This is a genomic window from Massilia timonae (assembly GCF_001866515.1).
Lineage (GTDB): Bacteria > Pseudomonadota > Gammaproteobacteria > Burkholderiales > Burkholderiaceae_D > Telluria > Telluria timonae.
In genome coordinates this window covers 2547201-2570635 of sequence record NZ_JRYB01000001.1, presented here as the reverse complement: position 1 = coordinate 2570635, position 23435 = coordinate 2547201, and the positions used below count along the sequence as shown (strand labels likewise).

The following is a 23435-nucleotide window of genomic DNA, read 5'->3' as shown; positions in this document are numbered from 1 at the left end:
GATTCAGAGCAGGTCGATCGAGGTGCTCATCACGCCGACCAGTGCGGCCATCTCGGCCGAATTGGCGATGCCGAGCAGGACGTCGCCGCGATTGAGCGTGCCGTCGTCGATCAGGGCGGCCCAGCCCGCGACCTCGGCCTGGCTGGCCGTGCGCTCCAGGCCCGCCTGGTACAGGTGGGCGACATACTGCGCATTGCTCATGCCGCCGAACTGGCCTTCCGCCGCGCCCACGAAGGTGTCGGCGATGGCCGCCATGCCGATGCCGTTTTCACTGGCCGCGATCCAGTAGTTCAGGCCATCCTGGTCGGGCGCGCGGTCGAACAAGACGTCATACATGCGCACCAGCATGCCGACATCGGTGTCGGCGATCCAGGCGCTGGACCCATACCAGTCCATATACTGCAGCATGGCGAAGTGGTCGGCGAATTCCAGCAAGACGTCTGCCCGCGTGCGCGCACCCGCGTCCAGCCCGACCAGCCAGCCATACAACTCCCTCAGGTTGCCGCCGCGCTCCATGCCGTTTTCGTACAGCGACCTGACGAAATCGTCGTCGCTCATGGCGTCGTCGGCGCCGCTCGCCTCGAGCAGGCTGGCCGAGATCTCGAGCAGCGACATGCCGGCGGCATGCTGCGCTTCCCAGGCGTCGAGTTCGACGCGGGTCGCCACACGGTCCTCGAGCGATTCGATCATGCGCGTGATGGTGCCGCGCGCCGAGCGTTCGGCGCCGTCGCCGCCGAAATTCAGGATCTCGACGTTCGCGAGAGAGTCGCTGCCTTCGGTGCCGTCGCGGGCCATGACCACGACATGCCCCTGTTCGACCCGGATCGTGTAATCGGCCCGGCTCCCCGCCAGGCGTACGGTGTCGATGCCCATGCCGCCGTCGATCCAGTCGTCACCCGCGCCGCCGGTGATGTGGTCGTCGCCGTCCTCGCCATGCAGGCGGTCATTGCCTGCCCCGCCGTCGATGACGTCGTCGCCGCCGCCGGCATAGGCCACGTCGTCGCCCTCGCCCAGGTTGAGGGTCTGTGCGTCGGCATCGGCCACCACGTGCTGGTTGCCGGCGCCGCTCCTGACCGTGACTTCACCGGCCAGCGCGGCGAAGCCGATGTGGTCCAGGGTGACGCTGCTGCTCCACAGGCCGCGCGTATCGATGACCACGGCGACCAGCGGATTGCCGGCCCCGGCCTCGACGCCGACCAGTTCCAGCGGGCCGAATAGCGGCGCCGTGCCGAAAGCGGCCGTCGGCGCGATCGTCTGCAGCAGCAGCGGCGTGTTCGCCGCCTCGGCGATGAAGCGGGTGGCGCCGGCGACCAGGCTGGCCTGCGAGGCGGAACCGGCCTCGCTGTGCTGACGCACCTCGCGCAACAGGTCGGCCAGCGCGGCGCCGGCCGCCTTCGGCGCCACGCTGCCGCTGGCGGTCATGCCTACTTCCGACGGCAGGTCGGCGCGCAGCAGAACCCGACCGCTGCCGTCGACGACGACCGGCACCGCGCTCGTGAGGCCGGTGCCGTTGGTGTCCGGGCCGTCCACGCGGGCGGTGCCGGCCGTGAGCACCTGGCGCTCTTTGCCGTCGGCCTCGGTGACCGTGCGCACCCGCACTTCGCGGTTATCGATCACGCTGACCTGCGGCGTCGTGCCGGGACGCTCGTCGACGTCGGTAACCCAGATCGTCAACAGCTGCGCGGCGGTGCCGGCGCCATCGGTGCGCGTGACCTCGACCTGGTAGGTGTTGTTCCCCGCCCCGGCGCCGCGGTCGCGCGGCGACTCGTAGTTTGGCGCCGCGATAAAGCGCAGCAAGCCGGTAGCCTGGTCGATCGTGAACAGCGCGGCGTCGGCGCCGCCGGTGATCACATAGTCGTTGTAGATCGGGCCGGACGGGCCCTGGGAGATGATGTCGACGGTCACGTCGCGCGTATTTTCGGCCACCTGCACCACGTCGCCGTTGGGATAGGAAAACCGCGGCTGGAGCGGCCAGGTGGATTCGGCGGCGCTGGCCTGCGAAGTGAATGCGGTTGCCATGATCGTTCCTCGGTATCGGATACCGAGAGTATATCCACCCGGGCGGACGCACGATGTGAACTCGTCCGCATGGTGCGATTCCATGCGGGCTGCATGGCGCGCGCTTGTTTCACATCCGGAAAACAAAAAAGGTTACGGGCTTGCGCCTGTAACCTTTTGGACCTGCTGAGTATTGGTGCCGCTGACCGGAATCGAACTGGTGACCTTCGCATTACGAATGCGCTGCTCTACCGACTGAGCTACAGCGGCGAAACCTGTGCTTCGCCTTGCCTTTCGGCGCACGACAACGAGTCGCCGTGACGAAAGAACCATATTCTAGCAAATAATGCGGCAAACTTGCTAGTGTGTATCGCTAGCGTGCCGCATTATCGGCCGAAAACAGGGAATTCAGCCCTGGTGATAGCCCGTCACCACCGCGACTTCTTCCTTCGAGCCCAGGAACACCGGCACGCGCTGGTGCAGCTTGGTCGGCGGGATGTCCATGATGCGGCCCTGGCCGTCGGTGGCGGCGCCGCCGGCCTGCTCGACGATCATCGCCATCGGGTTGGCCTCGTACATCAGGCGCAGCTTGCCCGGCGATTGCGGGTCGCGCAGGTCGGCCGGATACATGAAGACGCCGCCGCGGTTCAGGATGCGGTGCACGTCGGCCACCATCGAGGCGATCCAGCGCATATTGAAATCCTTGCCGCGCGGGCCGGTGCTGCCGGCCAGCAGCTCGTCCACGTAGCGCTGCACCGGCGGATGCCAGTGGCGTTTATTCGACATATTGATGGCGAATTCCTTGGTCGAGACCGGGATCTGCATGTCGCTCTGGGTCAGCACCCACGAACCCATCTCGCGGTCCAGGGTGAAGCAGTGCACGCCGTTGCCGGTGGTGAGCACCAGCATGGTCTGCGGGCCGTAGACCGCATAGCCGGCCGCCACCTGGGCGGTGCCGGGCTGCAGGAAGTCCTGCTCGGTCGGCTGGGTCATGCCTTCCGGCGCCTTCAGCACCGAGAAGATGGTGCCGATCGAGACGTTGACGTCGATGTTCGACGAGCCGTCCAGCGGGTCGAACAGCAGCAGGAATTCGCCCTTCGGATAGCGGCTCGGGATCTGGCGGATGGTTTCCATCTCTTCGGACGCCATCGCCGCCAGGTGGCCGCCCCACTCGTTCGCTTCCAGCAGGATCTCGTTCGAGATCACGTCCAGCTTCTTCTGGACTTCGCCCTGGATGTTCTCGGTCTCGGCGCTGCCCAGCACTTCGCCCAGCGCGCCCTTGCTCACCGAATAGCTGATGCGCTTGCAGGCGCGGGCGACGACCTCGATCAGCAGGCGCAGCTCGGCGTTGATGTTCTGGTGCAGGCGCTGCTCTTCGACCAGGTATTGCGTCAGACTTACGCGTTTCATGACTTCCTCAGGTTGGGTGTGAATTCTTTTAATTGGCGAGCGCCTTGGTGACCACTTCGCGCACGTCGTTCGACAGCTTGCCCTGCCCCGCCACCCGCTGCAGCGCGGCCTGCATTCTCTCCTGCAGCGCCGGCGCATAGCGGCGCCAGCGGTCCATGGCGCGCGCCAGGCGGCTCGCGACCTGCGGGTTGAGCGCGTCGAGCGCGATCACCTGCTCGGCCCAGAAGGCGTAGCCGCTGCCGTCCGGCGCGTGGAACTGCACCGGATTGTTCATGCAGAAGGCGGCGACCAGGCTGCGCGCGCGGTTCGGGTTGCGCAGGGTGAAGGCCGGATGGCGCATCAGCGCGCGCACGGCCGCCACGTCGGTGGTCGGCGCCGCAGCCTGCATCATGAACCACTTGTCCACCACCAGGGCCTCGTTCTGGAACTCCTGGTAGAACGCGTCCAGAGCGTCGGCGGCTTCCGGCACGCGCGATGCGATCAGCGCGCCCAGCGCGGCGGCGCGGTCGGTCATGTTGTCGGCTTCGTCGAACTGGCGCTGGGCCAGCGCCACGCTCTCATCGTCGGGCGCCGCGTTCAGGTAGGACAACGCGATGTTCTTGAGCGCGCGCTTGCCGGCGGACGCCGCGTCCGGGCTGTACGGCCCCGGCGTCAGGTTGGCTTCGTACTGCGCCAGCAGCTCGGCGCGCAGGCGCGCGCCGATGTCGGCGCGGATGAACTGGCGCGCGATGTGCACGGCCAGCGGGTCGACGCCGTCGATCTGCTCGGCCACCATGCTCTCGGACGGCAGCAGCAGCGCCTGCTCGCGGAAGGCCGGGTCGAGCGTCTCGTCGACCAGGACCTTGCGCATCGCCTCGATGAAGGTCTCGTCCAGGTTCAGGCTGGCGCCGCTATTGCCCTTGGCCGCGGCCTCGCCGGTCAGCTTGAGCAGGCGGCTCATGGCCAGGCGCTGGCCCGCTTCCCAGCGGTTGACCGGGTCGCTGTCATGGCTGAACAGGTGCAGCAGGTCGGCATCGGTATAGCTGCCCTGCAGGATCACCGGCGCCGAGAAGCCGCGCAGCACCGACGCCACCGGCTGCTCCTTCACGTCGGTGAAGACGAAGGTCTGCTCGGCCTGGGTCAGCTCGAGCACCGCCGTCGTGCCGCGGTCGACGCCGCCCTCCACCAGGCGCATGTCGTTGCCGGCGGCGTCGAGCAGGCCGACCGCGACCGGGATGTGGAACGGCAGTTTCTCTGGCTGTCCCGGCGTCGGCGGGCAGGACTGGATCAGCTTGAGCGTGTAGGTGTGGACGGCCTCGTCCCAGCGGCCCTCGAAGCGCAGCACCGGGGTGCCGGCCTGGCTGTACCAGCGTTCGAACTGGGTCAGGTCGCGGCCGTTGGCGTCGGCCATCGCGCGCCGGAAATCGTCGCACTCGACCGCCTGCTCGTCATGGCGCGCGAAGTACAGGTCCATGCCCTTGCGGAAGCCTTCCTCGCCGAACAGGGTGTGGTACATGCGCACCACTTCGGCGCCCTTCTCGTACACCGTCACCGTATAAAAATTGTTGATCTCGACGAAGGAGTCGGGACGCACCGGGTGCGCCATCGGGCCGGCATCCTCGGGGAACTGGTGCTGGCGCAGCGTGCGCACCTGGTCGATGCGGGTCACGGCGCGGCCGGTGTCGGTGCCGATCATGTCGGCCGTGAATTCCTGGTCGCGGAACACCGTCAGGCCTTCTTTCAGCGACAGCTGGAACCAGTCGCGGCAGGTCACGCGGTTGCCGGTCCAGTTGTGGAAGTATTCGTGCGCTACCACCGCCTCGATGCCCTGGAAGTCGACGTCGGTGGCCACCCGCGGGTTGGCCAGCACGAACTTGGTGTTGAAGATGTTCAGGCCCTTGTTCTCCATCGCGCCCATGTTGAAGTCGCTGGTGGCGACGATCATGAAGCGGTCCAGGTCGAGCTCGAGGCCGTATTTTTCCTCGTCCCAGCGGATGCTGTGCTTGAGCGACTGCATCGCATAGTCGGTCTTGTCCAGGTTGCCGTCTTCGACCCACACCTGCAGCAGCGCGTCGCGGCCGTCCGCCAGGCGGAAGGTCTCTTCCTGGCACACCAGCCTGGCGGCCACCAGCGCGAACAGGTAAGAGGGCTTCTTGAACGGGTCTTCCCACAGCGCATAGTGACGCCCGTCGTCGAGGTCGCCTTCCTGGATCAGGTTGCCGTTCGACAGCAGCACCGGATAGCGCGCCTTGTCGGCGCGCAGCATCACGGTGTACTTGGCCATCACGTCGGGGCGGTCCGGGAAATAGGTGATGCGGCGGAAGCCTTCCGCCTCGCACTGGGTGAAGAAGTTGCCATTCGATACATACAAGCCGCTGAGCGTCGTGTTCTGCTCGGGCACGCAGACCGATTCGATCTCGAGCACCACCTCGTCCGGCGCCTCGTGGATGACTAGGAGATTGTTTGCCAGCGTATAGTCGGCCCCGACCAGGGCCTTGCCGTTCAGGCGCAGCGCCACCAGTTCGATGTCCTCGCCATGCAGCTCGATGGCGCGCCCGCTGGCCGCCGGGTTGCGACGCAAGGTCAGGCGGTTGGCCACGACCGTGCGCGCGGGATCCAGGTCGAAGCCGAGCTCGACAGTATCCACAAGGTAAGTCGGCGGGGTATAGTCTTTCCGGTAAACGGTCTGGGGCGTATCGGTGCGCATAGGAAGAGTCCAAGAACACAGTGGAGAAGTGCTTATTTTACCAACAAGCTTTTCCGGCGCTTCGTACGATTCCATGTATCGCAGTGTATGCACGGTAACGGGGTGTAAAAACCGGTTCATTGATTTTGAACAAGCGGTAAGCTTGATCATCGGGGAAATTCCGCATAAATATTTTGGAGATTGGTATGAAACGCCTCATCATGGTCGCCGCCGGCACGGCGCTTGCGCTGCTCCTGGGCGGTTGCGCGACCACCATCCGCAGCGACGTCACGACCTTCCACCAATGGCCGGCCCAGATGGAAGACAAGAGTTATGTCTTCGAGGTGCCGGCGCCGCAGGACGACACGCTGGAATGGCGCAGCTACCAGGAACTGGTGCGCGCCCAGCTGGCGCGCCAGGGCTTCCGCGACGCCGAGGGCGCCACGCCGGCGCTGACGGTGGCGATGCGCTTCACCACCACCGACCTGCCGGTGCGCGTGCTGGAGCCGATCATGACGCCGTATTTCTATCCGAGCGCGCGCTTCGGCTACGGCTACCGAGGCTTCCACCGCCGCTACTGGGGCGGCTGGTATAGCCCGTTCTACGATCCGTTCTGGGGTCCGTATCCGGCCTACCAGACCTCGGTCGAGCACCACTACCGGCGCGAGCTGCAGGTGTCGATCAAGTCGGCGCGCGACGGCAAGCGCCTGTTCGACGTCACGGTGCACAACACCAGCCGCAATATGTCGACGCCGGAGATCATGCCGGCGCTGGTGCACAGCGCCTTCGAGGGCTTCCCGGGGCCGTCGGGCGTGGCGCGGCGGGTCGAGGTGACGCAGGAACCGAAGGGCTGACCGGCGCCGTTCGCCGCTCATGGAGCCGGGCATTGCCCGGCTTTTTTCATGGGAACGCAGGATGAAAAAAGACCCGTCACGCGCGCCGCGCGACGGGTCAATGGGAGACAACGGGTCAGCGCACCATGCACGGCTTCTTGCTGTCGAACTTCCAGTTCGGGACGAGGTACTGCATGCCCACCGCATCGTCGCGCCCGCCCAGTCCCATCGCCAGATAGCGCTGGTGCGCGGCCTCCACCGCCTCCATATCGAGTTCCACGCCCAGTCCCGGCGCGGTCGGCACCGCCACCATGCCGTCCACGATGCGCAGGGGATTGCGGGTCAGGTGCTGGCCGTCCTGCCAGATCCAGTGGGTGTCGATCGCCGTGATGTCGCCCGGCGCCGCCGCCGCGCAATGGGTGAACATCGCCAGCGAAATGTCGAAGTGGTTATTCGAATGCGAGCCCCAGGTCAGGCCCCAGGCTTCGCACATCTTCGCCACGCGCACGGTGTCCTGCATGGTCCAGAAATGCGGGTCGGCCAGCGGGATGTCCACCGCCCCCAGCTGCACCGCGTGCGCCAGCTGGCGCCAGTCGGTGGCGATCATATTGGTGGCGGTGCGCAGGCCGGTGGCGCGGCGGAACTCGGCCATCGTCTCGCGGCCCGAATAGCCGCCTTCGGGTCCGCACGGGTCCTCGGCATAGGCCAGCACGCCCTTCATGTCGCGGCACAGCCGGATCGCGTCCTGCAGCAGCCAGCAGCCGTTGGGGTCGAGCGTGACGCCAGCCTGCGGGAAGGCTTCCTTGAGCGCGCGCGCCGCCTCGATTTCCTGTTCGCCGCGCAGCACGCCGCCCTTGAGCTTGAAGCTCCTGAAGCCGTAGCGCGCCTGCGCGGCGCGCGCCTGGGCCACGATGGCGTCGGCGTCCATGGCCGGCTCGTGGCGCAGGCGCAGCCACTCGTCGTCGGCATCGGGCTCGCTCGCATACGGCAGGTCGGTGGCCCTGCGGTCGCCCACGTAGAACAGGTAGCCCAGCATCTCGACCTGGTCGCGCTGGCGGCCCTCGCCCAGCAGGTCGGCCACCGGCACGCCCATGAACTTGCCCAGCAGGTCGAGCAAGGCGCATTCGACGCCGGCCACCGCGTGGATCGTCACGCGCAGGTCGAAGGTCTGCTGGCCGCGCCCGCCCGCATCGCGTCCGGCGAACGCCGTGCGCATCGACCGCAGCACGCCGTTCCAGGCGCCGATCGGCTGGCCGACGACCAGCGCGCGCGCATCCTCGAGCGTCTGGCGGATGCTCTCCCCGCCCGGCACTTCGCCGACGCCCTGCTGGCCGCTGCTGTCGGTGAGGATCACCAGGTTACGGGTGAACCACGGCGCGTGGGCGCCGCTGAGGTTGAGCAGCATGCCGTCGTGGCCCGCGACCGGCACCACGCGCATCGCGGTGATCAATGGCGTGCTGCCCAGTGTCGAAGATTCCATGGTCATCATTTTTCCCTAAAGCGATGTTACCGGTATCAAGATAAGCCGATGATACCGGTATCTTGATGACCAAGTCAATCCGCTGGAGGGGTGTTCAGCTGCTGCCGCGTTCGACGATGACGAAGCCGACGTCGCGCACGGGCGCCTCCACCGGCCGGCCTTCGGCGCGGTCGATGATCAGCGAGGCGGCGAGGGAACCGATGGCGGTGCCGTCGATGCGCACCGTGGTCAAGGGGGGATGCAGGTCGCGCGAGAACGCCAGGTCGCCCAGGCCGACCACGGCCAGCTGCCCGGGCACCTCGATGCCCAGCGCCAGCGCTTCGAGCAGCACGCCCTGGGCCATCATGTCGGAGCTGCAGAACACGGCGTCGATGCCGGGGTCGCGCGCCAGCAGTTCGCGCAGGCCGGTGCGGCCGCTGCCGAGCGAGGTCGGCGCCGGCACGATGCAGGTCGGCACCGCCTTTCGATCCGTGCCCAGCCCCGGCTGCAGCGCCAGCACGGTGTCGGCGAACTGCCGGTTGCGGCGTACCGCGCGCTCGTCGTCGGCGCTGATGGCGGCAATCTTGCGGCGCCCGCGTCCGTGCAGGTATTCGGCCACCGCCTTGCCGATCTGTTCGTGCGAGAAGCCCACCAGCATGTCGATCGGGCTGTCGGTCAGGTCCCAGGTCTCGACCACCGGGATGCCGCTGGCCAGCAGGCGGCGCCGGCCCTGCTCCGAGCGCATGATCCCGGTCAGCACCACGCCGTCCGGACGGCGTCCGATGATGGCCTCGAGCAGCGCGTCCTCGCGCGAGTTCTCGTAGCCGGCCTGGCCCAGCATCAGCTGGTAGCCGCGCGCAGCCAGGCCGTCGGTGAGCGCCTGCACCATCTCAAGGAACACCGAGCCGCTGATGGTCGGCACCACGGCCGCCACCATGCGGCTCTTCTTGGAGGCCAGGCCGCCGGCCAGCAGGTTCGGCACGTAGCCCACCCGGTCCACCACCTCGCGCACGCGCTGCAGGATCTCGGGCGAAACCGAATCGGGATTGTTCAGCGCGCGCGAGACGCTCATCGGAGCCACCCCGGCCAGGCGCGCAACGTCGCGCACCGTGGGCGTGGCGCCCTTGCGGCTCTTGCGGGGATGGGCTGGGGCGTCCTTCTTGGCGGGGGTTTCCATGAGGCGATTCTAGCATCCGGGTCCGGCGGCGGATGATGCCGGCCGCGCCGCGCAGGGCGCGCCCTATATCCGCGGCAGGATCTCCGCCCCTATTTCATGCAGGACCTCGCTAGCCGGCCGCGCGCCCCGATGCAGGTTGAACAGGACGTGCGCGACGCCGAGTCCGCGCATGCGTTCGAGATACGCGGCCAGCGCATGGCGGCCGGTGCGCAGGCCGAGTTCGATCGCATCAAGCGGCGCCGCCGGATCGTCCAGCAAGTCCAGCTGCACCGACTGGATAAAGGGCTTGCGCAGTCCTGGGGCGCGCTGGTCCTGCGCCATGTGCCACAGGGCGATCCGACCTTTTTGCCGGTCTTCCTCGCGGTGGTAGCTGGTCCAGCCATCGGCATGCCCGGCGATCCACTGCAGCGACTGGCGCGCGCTGCCCACCGCGAGCATCGGGATGCGCGTGTGTGGCGGCGGCAGCACGCGGTATTGCCCATCCTCTGCCCCGGCAGCCGGCGCCGGTTCGAGCGCGGCGCGCACGGTTTCCCAATGATCGCGGAAGGCCACGTCGCGCGTGTCCAGGTCGGCCCCGAAACGGGCGAATTCCTCGGGCCGGTCGCCCGAACCCAGGCCCAGCAGCAGGCGGCCATGGCTGATCCGGTCCAGGCTCAGGGCCGCCTTGGCCACGTGCAGCGGATGGCGTAGCGGCAGCACGACGGCCCCGGTGGCGAGCGCGATCCGCTCCGTCACCGCCGCCAGCGCGGCCAGCCACAGGAAGGGATCGTCCAGCGCCGCGGTCTCGTTGGCGCTGCCCTGCGGGATCATCAGGGGCACGTCCCGGGTCCAGAGGGCGGCGAAGCCCAGCGCGTCCGCCAGGCGCGCATGCTGTTGCGCCAGCGCGAGGTCGGCCAGGGCGCCGGGACTGCCTGCCATGGGCGTCATCAACCCCACCGTCAGGCGGCCGGGAACGAAGACCTGCGCGTAGGCGCGGTTGAAGTGAGCCATCAGGTGAAATAGGCTTCGGACCCGAAGGTGAGCGCCACCACCAGCAGCATGGCCAGCGCCAGCACGATCAAGAGGCGCCCGAACTTCGGCGCGCCGTCGCCCGACGGCTGCGCCGACGGCGGCAACGGCGGCAGCGGTTCGTCGTCGCGCGTATCCCTCATGGGAGCAGCACCGTCGAACCGGTCGTGCGGCGCGCTTCCAGCGCGCGGTGCGCCTCGCCCGCCTCGGCCAGGGCGAAGGTCTGGCGCACCCCGACCTCGATCTTGCCGCTCGCGACCATGTCGAACAGCTCGGCCGTCATCGCCTCTTGCTCTTCCTGGGTGTGCATGTAGTCGAACAGGGTCGGACGGGTCAGGAACAGCGAGCCGCGCCTGGACAGCTCGGCTGGCGCGAACGGCTCCACCGCGCCCGAGGCGTTGCCGAAGCTGACCATCAGGCCGCGCCGGCGCAGGCAGTCGAGCGAGGCGGTGAAGGTGTCCTTGCCCACCGAGTCGTACACCACCGGCACGCCCTCGCCACCGGTGAGCTCGCGCACGCGCGCCACGATGTCTTCGTCGTTGTAGTTGATGACGTGGGCCGCGCCGTGGCGCAGCGCCAGCTCGCCTTTTTCCTTCGAGCCCACGGTGCCGATCAGGCGCACGCCGAGCGCGCGCGCCCACTGGCAGGCGATCAGGCCGACGCCGCCGGCCGCGGCGTGGAACAGGACCGTGTCGCCGGCCTCGACCCGGTAGGTTTGACGGAGCAGGTATTGCACCGTCAGGCCCTGCAGCATCATGGCGGCCGCGGTCTCGAAGCCGATCGCGTCGGGCAGCTTGACCAGGAAGCGGGCCGGCATGGTGCGCACGCTGGCATAGGCGCCCAGCGGACCGCCGGCATAGGCCACGCGGTCGCCCGGCCGCACGTGGGTCACGCCCTCGCCCACCGCCTCGACCACGCCCGCCCCTTCCTTGCCGAGAAAGCCGGGCAGCGGCTGCGGATACAGGCCGGTGCGGAAATATACGTCGATGAAGTTCAGGCCGATCGCGTGCTGGACGATGCGCGCCTCGCCCGGCCCGGGCGCGCGCGCCTCGACGTCGACGTATTCCATCACTTCTGGGCCGCCGGTGGCGGCGATCCGGATCGCTTTGGCGAGCATGGCTCCTCCTGTCAGGTGGGTCAAACGGCGCTGCGCACGCCCATCAGTTGCGACAGCACCAGGCGCGCGGTCGAGACGTTGGTCGCGCACGGGATATTGTGCACGTCGCAGGCGCGCACCAGGGCGTTGATGTCGGGTTCGTGCGGCTGCGGCGTCATCGGGTCGCGCAGGAAGATCACGCAATCGATCAGGCCGTCGACCAGCAGGGAACCGATCTGCAGGTCGCCGCCGACCGGCCCCGAATGCTTGCGCTCGACGTTCAGGCCCAGCTCGTTGATCAGGCGCCCGCCGGTGGTGCCGGTGGCCGACAGGGCGCAGCCCTGCAGGAAGGCGCGGTACTCGGCGGCGAGCGAGATCATGTCGTCCTTCTTCTTGTCGTGCGCGATCAGGGCAATGCGAGGCATGTTCGGAGCTGCGGCGGTCGGGGTCGTGATGGTCATGTCGAGGGCGGCGGTCGGTGTGGTCGGGACCTCATAAGAATACCGCATTCGACCACGCGGTCATATAAACCACCGACGGAGCGATGACGTTCTGAAAGAGATCAAGATCGGCGCAAGGCTGTGGCGGCAACGCCGAAGTTCGCCGTCACGACGGGGTCGATCGCGGCGGTGCAGCATCGCGCCTGTGGCAAGGGAGTTGCACCGCTGGCGTCATCGCCAGGGCTCATCCGGCGATGGCGGCCTCGGCGTCAAGACGCATCCGGCCGCGCCCGCCGAACGGGTTTGACGCGCGCGCGGTCGAACCCATGCATTTCAACCAAAAGGAGAATCCATCATGACCTGCAAGACCGAGCGCACGGGTCCACCGGGAGCGCCGCAATGAACCTGAGTGACATCGAAGCACGGCTTGGCCGCGACCGATTCGTGCTGCTGGTCCTGATCGTCGTATCGCTGCTGGCCAGCCTGTGCTGGGCCGGCCTCGTGCTGGGCGGCCTGGTGCTCAGCAGCCAGCCTCTTGCTGCGGACGCGGCAGCCGGCGCCGCGCGCACCGCGGGTGCGGCCAGCGCGGCCATGGCCGCGCCCACCCTGGCCTACCAGGCCGGCCAGCTGGCGCTGGTCTTCCTGACCTGGGCCGGCCTGTGCACGGCCATGATGCTGCCGCTGGCCAGCCGCGCCACGGTGCTGTTCGCGCGCCTCGCCGGCGAGCATGCGGCCCAGCGGGCGCGCCTGCGCACCGGCCTGTTCGTGCTCGGCTACCTGGGCGCCTGGACCGGTTTCGCGCTGCTGGCCGCGATCGCCCAATGGACGCTGCACGAGTCCGACCACGGCGGCGCCGTGCGCCACCCGCTTCTGCTCGGCCTGGCCATGGTGGCGGCCGGCGTCTACCAGTGGACACCCACCAAGCATGACTGCCTGGAGCACTGTCGGGCGCCCCTGCCCGGCATCCTAGCCGGCTGGCGCGACGGCCTGCCCGGCGCGTTCTGGCGCGGCGCCGCCCACGCCCGCCAGTGCCTGGGCTGCTGCTGGCTCCTGATGCTCCTGCTGCTGGCCACCGGTCCGGACAACCCGGCCGCGATTGCCGTCGTCGGCCTGTTCGTGCTGGCCGAGATCCGCCTCGTCGGCGGCCACTGGATCGCCTGTGCGGGCGGCCTGGCGCTGCTCGCCCTGGGAACCAGACTGTTGTTTCCGTGACATTCCAACGGGCACCTCGAAAAACCGTCGCGAGCGGCAGCAGTTTCGGTCGAGAAGCGCAGCTGTACTATAGTACAGCGAGCATCGCAGACCGAAAATGCAACGCGCAGCAGGTTTTTCGACGTGCCCGGCGACGAATTTGCAAGGGGGGCCTATGCTAGAATATCGGCCACTCTTGCATACCGTCTAAGGAATTCTCGACATGGCTGGACACAGCAAATGGGCCAATATCAAGCATAAGAAAGCCGCTACCGACGCCAAGCGCGGCAAGATCTGGACGCGCCTGATCAAGGAGATCACCGTGGCCGCGCGCATGGGCGGGAGCGACATCGCTTCCAACCCGCGCCTGCGCCTGGCGGTCGAGAAGGCCGCGGACGCGAATATGCCGAAGGATAACGTCACCCGCGCGATCCAGCGAGGCTCGGGCGAACTCGAAGGCGTCAACTACGAGGAAGTGCGCTACGAAGGCTATGGCATCGGCGGCGCGGCGATCATCGTCGACTGCCTGACCGACAACCGTGTCCGCACCGTGGCCGAAGTGCGCCACGCCTTCAGCAAATTCGGCGGCAATATGGGCACCGAAGGCTCGGTCGCCTTCATGTTCAAGCACACCGGCCAGTTCCTGTTCGCGCCGGGCGTCGACGAAGACAAACTGATGGAAGCCGCGCTCGAAGCCGGCGCCGACGACGTCATGGCCGACGAAGAAGGCGGCTTCGAGGTGCTGTGCGATCCGCACGCCTTCTCCGCCGTGAAAGAGGCCCTGGAAGCCGCCGGCTTCAAGGCCGAAGTGGCCGAAGTCATCATGAAGCCCGCCACCGAGACCGTGTTCACGGGCGAGGACGCGGTCAAGATGCAGAAACTCCTCGATGCGCTGGAAAACCTGGACGACGTCCAGGAAGTCTTCACCAACGCCGTGATCGAAGAATAATTGGTAGCGAATATGAAAATCCTCGTAGTCGGCTCGGGCGGCCGCGAACACGCGCTGGCGTGGAAATTGGCCCAATCGGAACGCATCCAGACGGTCTTCGTCGCGCCCGGCAACGGCGGCACCGCGCTCGACGATCGCCTGGTGACGGTCGACGTGCTTGAGCCGGAGGCGCTGGCCGACTTCGTGGTGCGTGAAGGCGTGGCCCTGACCCTGGTCGGCCCGGAAGCGCCGCTGGCGGCCGGCATCGTCAACCTGTTCCGCTCGCGCGGCCTCAAGATCTTCGGTCCCACCCGCGAGGCGGCCCAGCTCGAGAGCTCGAAGGACTTCGCCAAGGCCTTCATGCACCGCCACGGCATCCCGACCGCGAAGTACGAAACGTTTTCGGATGCCGCCGCGGCCCACGCCTACATCGACGCCAACGGCGCGCCGATCGTTATCAAGGCCGACGGCCTGGCGGCCGGCAAGGGCGTGGTGGTCGCGATGTCGCTGGAAGAAGCCCACGCTGCGGTCGACCACATGCTGTCCGATAACGCCTTCGGCGACGCCGGCGCCCGCATCGTGATCGAAGAATTCCTGGCCGGCGAGGAAGCCAGCTTCATCGTCATGTGCGACGGCAAGAACGTGCTGGCGCTGGCCACCAGCCAGGACCACAAGCGCCTGAAGGACAACGACCAGGGCCCGAACACGGGCGGCATGGGCGCCTACTCGCCGGCGCCGATCGTGACGCCGTCGATGCATGCGCGCGTGATGCGCGAGATTATCAACCCGACCATCCAGGGCATGGCGCGCGACGGCATCCCGTTCACCGGCTTCCTGTACGCCGGCCTGATGATCGACAGCGACGGCAACCCGCGCACGCTCGAATTCAACTGCCGCATGGGCGACCCGGAAACCCAGCCGATCATGGCGCGCCTGAAGAGCGACTTCGCGACCGTGCTGGAACACGCCTGCAACGGCACCCTCGACACGGTCGAGCTGGAATGGGACCGCCGCACCGCCGTGGGCGTCGTGATGGCGGCCGCCGGCTATCCGGACAGCCCGCGCAAGGGCGACGTCATCGACGGCATCCCGCAAGAAGCGCCGGAATGCATCACCTTCCACGCCGGCACCCGCCTGGTGGACGGCAAGCTGCAGACCAGCGGCGGCCGCGTGCTGTGCGTGGTGGGCCTGGGCGACAGCGTCAAGATGGCGCAGAAGCAGGCGTATGAAACCGTCGAGAGGATCCACTTCAATGGCGCGCAGTACCGGCGCGACATTGGCTGGCGCGGCGTCAAGTAAAGCCGCCCTCAGAAGGCTTTTCCGAGCCTGCCCCGGCAGGCTCCACGCCTTTCGCAACCAACGCCAGATGTAGCTATTTCGTGGGCCGGTGTACAATCGGCCCACTTTTCATTCCCAGTCGGTCACTCTTCATGTCTTCCCCCAATCCCGCCGCCATCAAGGCCTGGCTGCTCGAGCTCCAGGCGCGCATCGTCCACGGTCTCGAACAGGTCGACGGCAAACCGTTCCTGCGCGAAGAATGGCAGCGCCCCGAAGGCGGCGGCGGCATCTCGCGCCTGGTCGAGGAAGGCAATGTCCTCGAACGGGGCGGCGTCAACTTCTCGCATGTGCGCGGCGCTACGCTGCCGGCGTCGGCCACCGCCGTGCGTCCGGAACTGGCGGGCCGCGCCTGGGAAGCGATGGGCGTGTCGCTGGTGCTGCATCCGCGTAACCCCTACGCTCCGACGGTGCACATGAACGTGCGCTTTTTTGAAGCGACCGCGCCCGGCAAGGAACCGGTCTGGTGGTTCGGCGGCGGCATGGACCTGACCCCGTATTACGGCGAAGTCGAGGACGCGCGCCACTTCCACCAGGCCTGCCGCGACGCGCTGGCGCCGTTCGGAGACGAACTGCATCCGCGCTTCAAGGCCTGGTGCGACGACTACTTCTACCTGAAGCACCGCAAGGAGCCGCGCGGCGTGGGCGGCATCTTCTTCGACGATTTCAACGAGCTCGGCTTCGAGCAGTCGTACGCCATGGTTAGGACCGTCGGCGAGCGCTTCCTGGACGCCTACCTGCCGATCCTGCAGCGCCGCAAGGACCAGCCGTATGGCGAACGCGAGCGCGACTTCCAGGCCTACCGGCGCGGCCGCTACGTCGAGTTCAACCTGGTGTGGGACCGCGGCACCCTGTTCGGCCTGCAGTCGGGCGGACGGACCGAGGCGATCCTGATGTCGATGCCGCCGATCGTCAAATGGCGCTACGACTGGCATCCCGAACCCGGCAGCCCCGAGGCACGGCTGTACTCCGACTTCCTGGTGCACCGGGACTGGCTGGCGCCGTGACCCTGGCCGCCGGCGCGTCCGGGCGCAACCGCTGCGTCGCCGTCCTCGGCGGCAGTTTCGATCCGGTGCACCAGGGCCACGTCGCGCTGGCGCGGCTGTTCGCCGGCCTGTTGCGGCCGGACGCCTTGCGCATCCTGCCGGCCGGCCAGCCGTGGCAAAAGAATGGCCTCCAGGCCAGCGACCGCGACCGGGTCGCGATGCTGGAACTGGCTTTCGAGGCCTTGAAGAGCCCGAGCCTGCCGGTCACGATCGACCTGCAGGAAATCGAACGGAAAACGCCAACGTATACGGTCGAAACCCTGCGCGCATTGCGCGCGGAACTGGGTCCGCGCACCTCGATCGTGTTCCTGATGGGCGCCGACCAGTTGCGCAAGCTCGACAGCTGGAACGAGTGGCGCGAACTGTTCGCCCTTGCCAACCTGGGCGTGGCGACACGCCCCGGCTACGACCTGGCGCAGGAAGCATTGCCGCCGGTGGTGGCCCAAGAACTGTCGACGCGGCTTGCAACGCCCGACACCGTGCGCCTGCTGGCGCATGGAAAAGTCTGCCTTGCGCCGACGCTGGACGTGGATCTCTCGTCCAGCCAGCTGCGCGCGGCCTTGCAATCCGGCGCGGATGCAAGCGCGCTCGGGATGGCGCAAGTGCTAGACTATATTCAACAACATAACCTGTACAAAAACTAATGGATATCAAGAAACTGCAAACCCTCGTCGTCGACGCCCTGGAAGATGTGAAGGGCCAGGACATCGTCCTGTTCGACACGACTCACCTGACCAGCCTGTTCGACCGCATCGCCGTGGTCTCGGGTACGTCGAACCGCCAGACCAAGGCGCTGGCCGCCTCGGTGCGCGACAAGGTCAAGGCGGCGGGCGGCGACGTGGTCGGCCTGGAAGGCGAAGACACCGGCGAATGGGTGCTGGTCGACCTGGGCGACATGATCGTCCACATCATGCAGCCGGCCATCCGCCAATACTACCGCCTCGAGGAAATCTGGGGCGAGAAGCCGGTCAAGCTGGGCGCCGCCAAGCGCAAGTCGACCGCTGAAGGCATCGAAGCCGACGCCGTCAAGCCGAAGTCGAAGCACCTGGCCGCCAACCAGGCGCAGGAAGAAGCCAAGCCGGTCAACGAACGCAAGCCGGCCGCCAAGCGCGCGACCAAGGCCGCGGCCACGACCGAGACCGCCGTCAAGAAACCGGCCGCCAAGAAAGCCGCCGCCAAGGCAGTCCCGACCGGCAAGACCGTGAAGGTCGCACCGAGCAAGACCGAAGTCGCCGCCGTCGAAGCGACCAAGGCCAAGCCGCCGAAGCGCGTGAGCAAGGCTGCCGCACCGAAGGCCGCCCCGGCCGCCGATGCGCCGGTCAAGAAGGTGATCCGCCGCATCAAGAAGGACGCTGAGTAAGGGTTCTCATGCAGTTGATCATTGCCGCGGTCGGCCACAAGATGCCGGCCTGGATCGAGTCCGGCTTCACCGAGTACACGAAGCGCATGCCGCCCGAGCTGCGCATCGTGCTCAAGGAGATCAAGCCGGTCGAGCGCTCCGGCAGCAAGACCGCGGCCACCGCGATGGCGCTCGAGCGCGAGCGCATCGAGGCGGCCTTGCCGAAGGGCGTGCGCATCATCGCCCTGGACGAGCGCGGCAAGGACCTGACCAGCGTCGGTCTGTCGCAGCAACTGGAAACCTGGCAGCGCGACGGCCGCGACACCGCCTTCCTGATCGGCGGGGCCGACGGCCTCGATCCCGAACTGAAGGCGCGCGCCGAAGGACTGATCCGCATCTCCAGCATGACCCTGCCGCACGGAATCGTCCGGGTCATGCTGGCGGAACAGCTCTACCGCGCCTGGTCGATCACCCAGAACCATCCTTACCACCGGGTCTGAAGCGGCCCGGCATCAGTCAAGAACAGCGGTCAAGAACAGCGATGAAAAACCAGCACAATAAAATCTACCTCGCTTCCAAGAGCCCGCGCCGGCGCGAACTGCTGCGCCAGATCGGGGTCGACTTCGAACTGATGCTGCTGCGCAGCGACCCGGGCCGCGCGGTCGACGTCAGCGAGGATGTGCTGCCGGGCGAAGACGTCCACGCTTACGTGGCGCGCGTGGCGCGGGCCAAAGGCGCCTTCGCCTTCAACCTCCTGCTGCAGCGGCGCCAGCCGCTGCGGCCGGTGCTGACGGCCGACACCACGGTCACCATCGACGGCGAGATCCTCGGCAAGCCGGCGGATAACCGCGAGGCGGTCGCCATGCTGGAGCGCCTGTCCGGCCGCACCCACCAGGTGCTGACCTCGGTGGCCGTGCATTCCCAGCACGTGGCCGAGCAGGTCACGCAAGTGTCGAACGTGCGCTTCGCCACCCTCACCCCGGCCCGGATCAGGGCCTATTGCGCCACGCTGGAACCCTACGACAAGGCCGGCGGCTACGGCATCCAGGGTCCGGCGGCGCTGTTCATCGAACACATCGAGGGCAGCCATTCGGGCATCATGGGCTTGCCCTTGTTCGAGACCGCCAACCTGCTGCGCAAGGCGGGCCTGGCAATCTGATTCCACCGCTTCGGCCCCACGGCCGGCGCGTGTATCATGTCACCCTGAACAATACGCACGGCAGGGTCCATGAACGAAGACATCCTCATCAACATCACACCGCAGGAAACGCGCGTGGCGCTGGTCTTGCAGGGCGCGGTACAGGAGCTGCACATCGAGCGCACGCTCACGCGCGGGTTGGCGGGGAACGTCTATCTGGGCAAGGTGGTGCGCGTGCTGCCGGGGATGCAGTCGGCCTTCATCGACATCGGCCTGGAGCGCGCCGCTTTTCTCCACGTGGCCGACATCTGGGAAGCGCGCAGCCACGACGGCGGCAACGCCCCGCCTACCCCGATCGAAAAACTGCTGTTCGACGGCCAGGTGCTGACCGTGCAGGTCATCAAGGACCCGATCGGCACCAAGGGCGCGCGCCTCTCCACCCAGATCTCGATCGCCGGCCGCATGCTGGTGTACCTGCCGCAGGACCACCACATCGGCATCTCGCAGAAGATCGAAAAGGAAGCCGAACGCGAACGCCTGCGCGCGCACCTGCAAAGCCTGCTGCCGGCCGAGGAAAAAGGCGGCTACATCGTGCGCACGATGGCCGAGGAAGCGTCGAGCGACGACATCGCCGCCGACGTCGACTACCTGCGCAAGACCTGGGGCGCCATCGTGCAGGGCGCGCGCACCCTGCCGCCCACCACCCTGCTGTACCAGGACCTGAGCCTGGCCCAGCGCGTGCTGCGCGACTTCGTGCACGACGAGACGGCCAGCATCCAGGTCGACTCGCGCGAGAACTTCCTCAAGCTGGCCGAATTCGCCCAGGTCTACACCCCGAGCGTGCTGTCGCGCATGGCGCACTACACCGGCGAGCGGCCGCTGTTCGACCTGTACGGCGTGGAAGAGGAAATCCTGCGCGCCCTCGGCCGGCGCGTGGACCTGAAATCGGGCGGCTACCTGATCGTCGACCAGACCGAGGCGATGACGACCATCGACGTCAACACCGGCGGCTATGTCGGCGGCCGCAACTTTGCCGACACGATTTTCAAAACCAACCTGGAAGCGGCGCACGCCATCGCGCGCCAGCTGCGCCTGCGCAACCTGGGCGGCATCATCATCCTCGACTTCATCGACATGGAGAACAACGAGCACCGCAACGCGGTGCTGGCCGAGCTCAAGAAAACCCTCGCGCGCGACCGCACCAAGGTCTCGGTGAGCGGCTTCTCGGCCCTGGGCCTGGTCGAGATGACGAGGAAGCGCACCCGCGAATCGCTGGCCCACATCCTGTGCGAACCCTGCCCGGCCTGCTCGGGCAAGGGGCAGGTGAAGACCAGCCGCACGATCTGCTACGAGATCCTGCGCGAACTGCTGCGCGAAGCCAAGCAGTTCAACCCGCGCGAATTCCGCATCGTCGCCTCGCAGGAGGTGGTCGACCTGTTCCTGGAAGAAGAATCGCAGCATCTCGCCATGCTGGGCGACTTCATCGGCAAGCGCATTTCGCTGCAGGTCGAGAAGGGGTATCACCAGGAACAGTACGACGTCATCCTGATGTAGGTCCGGTGCCGGGCATCCGGTTCGGCCAAGGCCGCGTAGTTCACGACGCGACGACCAACCGAAGGGCAAACCCATGCAGGGCCTGCGCTATCCATCCGGCCGCATTTCGCCTTTGCCCTCGCCTTCGCTACGTCAAATGGCTGCGCTCGCTCGAGGTGCGCCAGGTCGTGGACCGAGCTTGCAATAGCCATCCGCTATCAAGCCGATAGAAATAATTTGATGCATTTATTGCATTGTGTGTGTCATCTCACAGAGATGGGTTTTCTTGCTGAGCTATGTTGTTGAGGTTATTTCATAACCCTACAACCAGCGAGGACAAGAATGACCACTTCCAACCATTCCAGCCCTGTCGATGGCGCCGGCTCGATCCTGAGCACCGTTTCCGGTCCCTCGGACGCCGATCCACCGAAGAGCCTGGGTGTCAGCAACCCGGTCGCCGACCGCCTGCTCGACAAGATCCCGTCCGAGCAGGAACTGGCGGCCGACCGCCCCTATAACGCCACCAAGGCCAGCGAATACGGCGAGGCGGCGCGCACGCCGACTGAAGGCGAGCAGTTCAAGCCGTCGACGCATGCCGCCACCGGCAGCACCGCCAGCGAGATCATCGCCAACGACAAGGTGGGCGACGGCAATCCGCCGGAGGGCGAGAACCCGACCACGGACCCGCTCGACCGCGTGCGCGTCGACCCGGCCAAGCGCCACCTGACGACCAACCAGGGCGTGCCGGTCGCCGACAACCAGCACTCGCTCAAGGCCGGCCTACGCGGCCCGACGCTGCTGGAAGACTTCATCCTGCGCGAAAAGATCATGCACTTCGACCATGAGCGCATTCCCGAGCGCGTGGTGCATGCGCGCGGCTCGGCCGCCCATGGCTATTTCGAGGCCTATGAAGACTTGAGCGACCTGACGCGGGCGGTGCCGTTCTCGAAGAAGGGCAAGCGTACCCCGGTGTTCGTGCGCTTCTCGACCGTGGCCGGCGAGCGCGGCTCGACCGATACCGCGCGCGACGTGCGCGGCTTCGCCGTCAAGTTCTATACCGAGGAAGGCAATTGGGACCTGGTCGGCAACAATATCCCCGTGTTCTTCATCCAGGACGCGATGAAGTTCCCCGACCTGGTGCATGCCGCCAAGCCGGAACCGCACCACGCCATGCCGCAGGCCGCCACCGCCCACGACACCTTCTGGGACTTCGCCTCGCTGTCGCCCGAGATCGCGCACATGCTGCTGTGGACGATGTCCGACCGCGCCATCCCGCGCAGCTACCGCACCATGCAGGGCTTCGGGGTGCACACCTTCCGCCTGGTGAACGCGCAGGGCGAATCGCGCTTCGTGAAATTCCACTGGACGCCGCTGGCCGGCACCCACTCGCTGGTGTGGGACGAGGCGGTGCGCATCTCGGGCGCCGATCCCGACTTCCACCGGCGCGACCTGTGGGAAGCGATCGAAGCCGGCAACTTCCCCGAGTACGAACTGGGCCTGCAGATCTTCACCGAAGAGCAGGCCGCCAGCTTCCCGTTCGACGTGCTCGACCCGACCAAGATCGTGCCGGAAGAAATGGTGCCGCTGCGCCCTGTCGGCAAGCTGGTCCTGGACCGCAACCCCGACAACTTCTTCGCCGAGACCGAGCAGGTGGCGTTCTGCACCTCGCACGTGGTGCCGGGCATCGACTTCACCAACGATCCGCTGCTGCAAGGCCGTAACTTCTCCTACCAGGATACCCAGCTCACGCGCCTGGGCGGCCCGAACTTCCACGAGATCCCGATCAACTCGCCGATCGTGCAGATCCAGAACAACCAGCGCGACGGCTTCCACCGCCAGGCGATCAACCGCGGCCGCGTGAACTACGAGCCGAATTCGCTGGGCGGCGGCTGTCCGTTCCAGGCCGGCCGCATGGGCTTCATGAGCTTCCCCGAGCGCATCAGCGAGGACAAGGTGCGCGGCAAGCCCGAGCTGTTCGCCGACCACTATTCGCAGGCGCGCCTGTTCTGGCAAAGCCAGACGCCGGCCGAGCAGAACCACATCGTCAACGCCTTCCGCTTCGAGCTGACCCGGGTGCAGACGCCGGCGGTGCGCATCCGCACGCTGGCCCTGCTGGCGAACGTCGACGCGGTTCTGGTGGCGCGCGTGGCCGAGGGCCTGGGCCTGGAAGTGCCGGAGCCGCTGCCGCTGGCGACCGATGCGCCGATCCCAACGTACCCGCCGTCGCCCGCGCTGTCGCTGCTGAGCCGCCCGGGCCAGGTCGGCATCAAGGGCCGCCGCGTCGCGGTGCTGGTCGCGAGCGGCGTGGACGACAAGGCGGTCAAGAAGCAATACGCCAGCCTGCTCAAGGACGGCGCCGTGCCGCGCATGGTCGGCAATATGCTGGGCAAGGTGACGGCGGTCGATGGCGATCCGATCGACGTCGAGATCTCGGTCGAGGCCGGGCCGTCGGTGATGTATGACGGCGTGATCGTGCCGGACGGCGCCGCGGCCGCCGAGGCGCTGGCGAAGAATGCCCAGGTGCTGGAATTCCTGCGCGAGCAGTACCGTCACGGCAAGCCGATCCTGGCCTACGGCAGCGGTTCCGACCTGCTGACGAAAGCCATGATCCCGCAGAAGCTGCCCGACGGTTCGGCCGATCCGGGACTGATCCTGGGCGACCCGGCCAATGCCGACGCGGCGCTCGACGCCTTCAAGACGGCCCTGAGCGCGCACCGCGTGTTCGCGCGCGAGACCGATCCGCCATCGGTCTGATCCCGGCCACGGTGGGAAAGAGTTAGTTTCCCGCCCGCGCCGATCGTTATAATCGTCCAGCGGCGCCGCGCAGTTCGCGGCGCCG

General features: G+C 67.2%; 20 protein-coding genes and 1 tRNA gene. 11 read left to right on the top strand and 10 right to left on the bottom strand.

The window, feature by feature from the left end:
- Nucleotides 1–3: 3 nt before the first annotated feature.
- From LO55_RS11095 to pepN, 4 genes are all read right to left on the bottom strand, one after another.
- Nucleotides 4–2019 carry a DUF4214 domain-containing protein gene (locus tag LO55_RS11095; RefSeq protein WP_071361502.1) on the bottom strand — a complete coding sequence of 672 codons (2016 nt, stop codon included), beginning with the start codon at nucleotides 2017–2019 and terminating at the stop codon, nucleotides 4–6.
- Nucleotides 2020–2192: 173 nt separating this feature from the next.
- Nucleotides 2193–2268, bottom strand: a tRNA-Thr gene (locus LO55_RS11090).
- Nucleotides 2269–2406: 138 nt separating this feature from the next.
- Nucleotides 2407–3408, bottom strand: a complete 1002-nt coding sequence (locus LO55_RS11085) for a class 1 fructose-bisphosphatase (RefSeq protein ID WP_005665542.1) — start codon at nucleotides 3406–3408, stop codon at nucleotides 2407–2409.
- Between the two features lie 28 nt (nucleotides 3409–3436).
- Nucleotides 3437–6094 carry an aminopeptidase N gene (gene pepN, locus LO55_RS11080; protein WP_071361501.1) on the bottom strand — a complete coding sequence of 886 codons (2658 nt, stop codon included), beginning with the start codon at nucleotides 6092–6094 and terminating at the stop codon, nucleotides 3437–3439.
- Between the two features lie 185 nt (nucleotides 6095–6279).
- On the opposite strand from pepN, the gene LO55_RS11075 reads away from it, so the two are divergent.
- Nucleotides 6280–6927 carry a DUF4136 domain-containing protein gene (locus LO55_RS11075; protein ID WP_005665538.1) on the top strand — a complete coding sequence of 216 codons (648 nt, stop codon included), beginning with the start codon at nucleotides 6280–6282 and terminating at the stop codon, nucleotides 6925–6927.
- 115 nt (nucleotides 6928–7042) lie between these two features.
- Here the strand turns inward: LO55_RS11075 and LO55_RS11070 are convergent, their stop codons facing one another.
- From LO55_RS11070 to LO55_RS11050, 6 genes are all read right to left on the bottom strand, one after another.
- Nucleotides 7043–8395: an enolase C-terminal domain-like protein gene (locus LO55_RS11070; protein ID WP_071361500.1), complete on the bottom strand. Its 1353-nt coding sequence runs from the start codon at nucleotides 8393–8395 to the stop codon at nucleotides 7043–7045.
- Nucleotides 8396–8480: 85 nt separating this feature from the next.
- A complete protein-coding gene (locus LO55_RS11065; protein ID WP_071361499.1) occupies nucleotides 8481–9542 on the bottom strand; it encodes a LacI family DNA-binding transcriptional regulator in 1062 nt (353 codons plus the stop codon).
- Nucleotides 9543–9605: 63 nt separating this feature from the next.
- Nucleotides 9606–10532 (bottom strand): TIGR03571 family LLM class oxidoreductase, encoded by a 927-nt coding sequence (locus LO55_RS11060; protein ID WP_071361498.1) that lies wholly within the window; start codon nucleotides 10530–10532, stop codon nucleotides 9606–9608.
- Entirely contained in the window at nucleotides 10532–10693 is a 162-nt protein-coding gene (locus tag LO55_RS26665; protein ID WP_005665531.1) for a hypothetical protein, read from the bottom strand. The genes LO55_RS11060 and LO55_RS26665 overlap by 1 nt, the downstream gene beginning before the upstream one ends.
- Nucleotides 10690–11667, bottom strand: coding sequence for a quinone oxidoreductase family protein (locus tag LO55_RS11055; RefSeq protein WP_071361497.1), 978 nt, complete (start codon nucleotides 11665–11667; stop codon nucleotides 10690–10692). The genes LO55_RS26665 and LO55_RS11055 overlap by 4 nt, the downstream gene beginning before the upstream one ends.
- 20 nt (nucleotides 11668–11687) lie before the next feature.
- Entirely contained in the window at nucleotides 11688–12107 is a 420-nt protein-coding gene (locus LO55_RS11050) for a methylglyoxal synthase (protein WP_071361496.1), read from the bottom strand.
- A gap of 378 nt (nucleotides 12108–12485) precedes the next feature.
- Here LO55_RS11050 and LO55_RS11045 point away from each other — a divergent pair, with 378 nt between their 5' ends.
- The 10 genes from LO55_RS11045 to LO55_RS11000 all read left to right on the top strand — a co-directional run bounded on the left by LO55_RS11045 (nucleotide 12486) and on the right by LO55_RS11000 (nucleotide 23350).
- On the top strand, nucleotides 12486–13298 hold the full coding sequence (locus LO55_RS11045; RefSeq protein WP_083415296.1) for a DUF2182 domain-containing protein: 813 nt from the start codon (nucleotides 12486–12488) through the stop codon (nucleotides 13296–13298).
- A gap of 202 nt (nucleotides 13299–13500) precedes the next feature.
- Nucleotides 13501–14226: a YebC/PmpR family DNA-binding transcriptional regulator gene (locus tag LO55_RS11040; RefSeq protein ID WP_005665525.1), complete on the top strand. Its 726-nt coding sequence runs from the start codon at nucleotides 13501–13503 to the stop codon at nucleotides 14224–14226.
- A 12-nt stretch (nucleotides 14227–14238) separates the two neighbouring features.
- Complete coding sequence (gene purD, locus LO55_RS11035; protein ID WP_071361495.1) at nucleotides 14239–15504, top strand: phosphoribosylamine--glycine ligase; 1266 nt, start codon at nucleotides 14239–14241, stop codon at nucleotides 15502–15504.
- Between the two features lie 131 nt (nucleotides 15505–15635).
- The gene (hemF, locus tag LO55_RS11030; RefSeq protein WP_071361494.1) at nucleotides 15636–16547 is read left to right on the top strand and encodes an oxygen-dependent coproporphyrinogen oxidase; all 912 of its coding nucleotides are present in this window, start codon (nucleotides 15636–15638) and stop codon (nucleotides 16545–16547) included.
- Nucleotides 16544–17230, top strand: coding sequence for a nicotinate-nucleotide adenylyltransferase (locus tag LO55_RS11025; protein WP_071361493.1), 687 nt, complete (start codon nucleotides 16544–16546; stop codon nucleotides 17228–17230). The genes hemF and LO55_RS11025 overlap by 4 nt, the downstream gene beginning before the upstream one ends.
- Nucleotides 17230–17946, top strand: a complete 717-nt coding sequence (rsfS, locus tag LO55_RS11020) for a ribosome silencing factor (RefSeq protein ID WP_071361492.1) — start codon at nucleotides 17230–17232, stop codon at nucleotides 17944–17946. Before LO55_RS11025 ends, rsfS begins: the two co-directional genes overlap by 1 nt.
- Before the next feature lie 8 nt (nucleotides 17947–17954).
- Nucleotides 17955–18425: a 23S rRNA (pseudouridine(1915)-N(3))-methyltransferase RlmH gene (gene rlmH, locus LO55_RS11015; protein WP_071361491.1), complete on the top strand. Its 471-nt coding sequence runs from the start codon at nucleotides 17955–17957 to the stop codon at nucleotides 18423–18425.
- A gap of 41 nt (nucleotides 18426–18466) precedes the next feature.
- Nucleotides 18467–19084: a Maf family protein gene (locus tag LO55_RS11010; RefSeq protein ID WP_071361490.1), complete on the top strand. Its 618-nt coding sequence runs from the start codon at nucleotides 18467–18469 to the stop codon at nucleotides 19082–19084.
- A gap of 69 nt (nucleotides 19085–19153) precedes the next feature.
- Nucleotides 19154–20617 carry a ribonuclease G gene (rng, locus tag LO55_RS11005; protein ID WP_071361489.1) on the top strand — a complete coding sequence of 488 codons (1464 nt, stop codon included), beginning with the start codon at nucleotides 19154–19156 and terminating at the stop codon, nucleotides 20615–20617.
- Nucleotides 20618–20938: 321 nt separating this feature from the next.
- A complete protein-coding gene (locus LO55_RS11000; protein WP_005665516.1) occupies nucleotides 20939–23350 on the top strand; it encodes a catalase in 2412 nt (803 codons plus the stop codon).
- Nucleotides 23351–23435: the final 85 nt, after the last annotated feature.

Bases quoted from the DNA above. Each gene is read 5' to 3' on its own strand.
- LO55_RS11095 (WP_071361502.1), bottom strand. From the start codon at position 2,019: ATGGCAACCGCATTCACTTCGCAGGCCAGCGCCGCCGAATCCACCTGG.
- LO55_RS11085 (WP_005665542.1), bottom strand. From the start codon at position 3,408: ATGAAACGCGTAAGTCTGACGCAATACCTGGTCGAAGAGCAGCGCCTG.
- pepN (WP_071361501.1), bottom strand. From the start codon at position 6,094: ATGCGCACCGATACGCCCCAGACCGTTTACCGGAAAGACTATACCCCG.
- LO55_RS11075 (WP_005665538.1), top strand. From the start codon at position 6,280: ATGAAACGCCTCATCATGGTCGCCGCCGGCACGGCGCTTGCGCTGCTC.
- LO55_RS11070 (WP_071361500.1), bottom strand. From the start codon at position 8,395: ATGATGACCATGGAATCTTCGACACTGGGCAGCACGCCATTGATCACC.
- LO55_RS11065 (WP_071361499.1), bottom strand. From the start codon at position 9,542: ATGGAAACCCCCGCCAAGAAGGACGCCCCAGCCCATCCCCGCAAGAGC.
- LO55_RS11060 (WP_071361498.1), bottom strand. From the start codon at position 10,532: ATGGCTCACTTCAACCGCGCCTACGCGCAGGTCTTCGTTCCCGGCCGC.
- LO55_RS26665 (WP_005665531.1), bottom strand. From the start codon at position 10,693: ATGAGGGATACGCGCGACGACGAACCGCTGCCGCCGTTGCCGCCGTCG.
- LO55_RS11055 (WP_071361497.1), bottom strand. From the start codon at position 11,667: ATGCTCGCCAAAGCGATCCGGATCGCCGCCACCGGCGGCCCAGAAGTG.
- LO55_RS11050 (WP_071361496.1), bottom strand. From the start codon at position 12,107: ATGACCATCACGACCCCGACCGCCGCAGCTCCGAACATGCCTCGCATT.
- LO55_RS11045 (WP_083415296.1), top strand. From the start codon at position 12,486: ATGAACCTGAGTGACATCGAAGCACGGCTTGGCCGCGACCGATTCGTG.
- LO55_RS11040 (WP_005665525.1), top strand. From the start codon at position 13,501: ATGGCTGGACACAGCAAATGGGCCAATATCAAGCATAAGAAAGCCGCT.
- purD (WP_071361495.1), top strand. From the start codon at position 14,239: ATGAAAATCCTCGTAGTCGGCTCGGGCGGCCGCGAACACGCGCTGGCG.
- hemF (WP_071361494.1), top strand. From the start codon at position 15,636: ATGTCTTCCCCCAATCCCGCCGCCATCAAGGCCTGGCTGCTCGAGCTC.
- rsfS (WP_071361492.1), top strand. From the start codon at position 17,230: ATGGATATCAAGAAACTGCAAACCCTCGTCGTCGACGCCCTGGAAGAT.
- rlmH (WP_071361491.1), top strand. From the start codon at position 17,955: ATGCAGTTGATCATTGCCGCGGTCGGCCACAAGATGCCGGCCTGGATC.
- LO55_RS11010 (WP_071361490.1), top strand. From the start codon at position 18,467: ATGAAAAACCAGCACAATAAAATCTACCTCGCTTCCAAGAGCCCGCGC.
- rng (WP_071361489.1), top strand. From the start codon at position 19,154: ATGAACGAAGACATCCTCATCAACATCACACCGCAGGAAACGCGCGTG.
- LO55_RS11000 (WP_005665516.1), top strand. From the start codon at position 20,939: ATGACCACTTCCAACCATTCCAGCCCTGTCGATGGCGCCGGCTCGATC.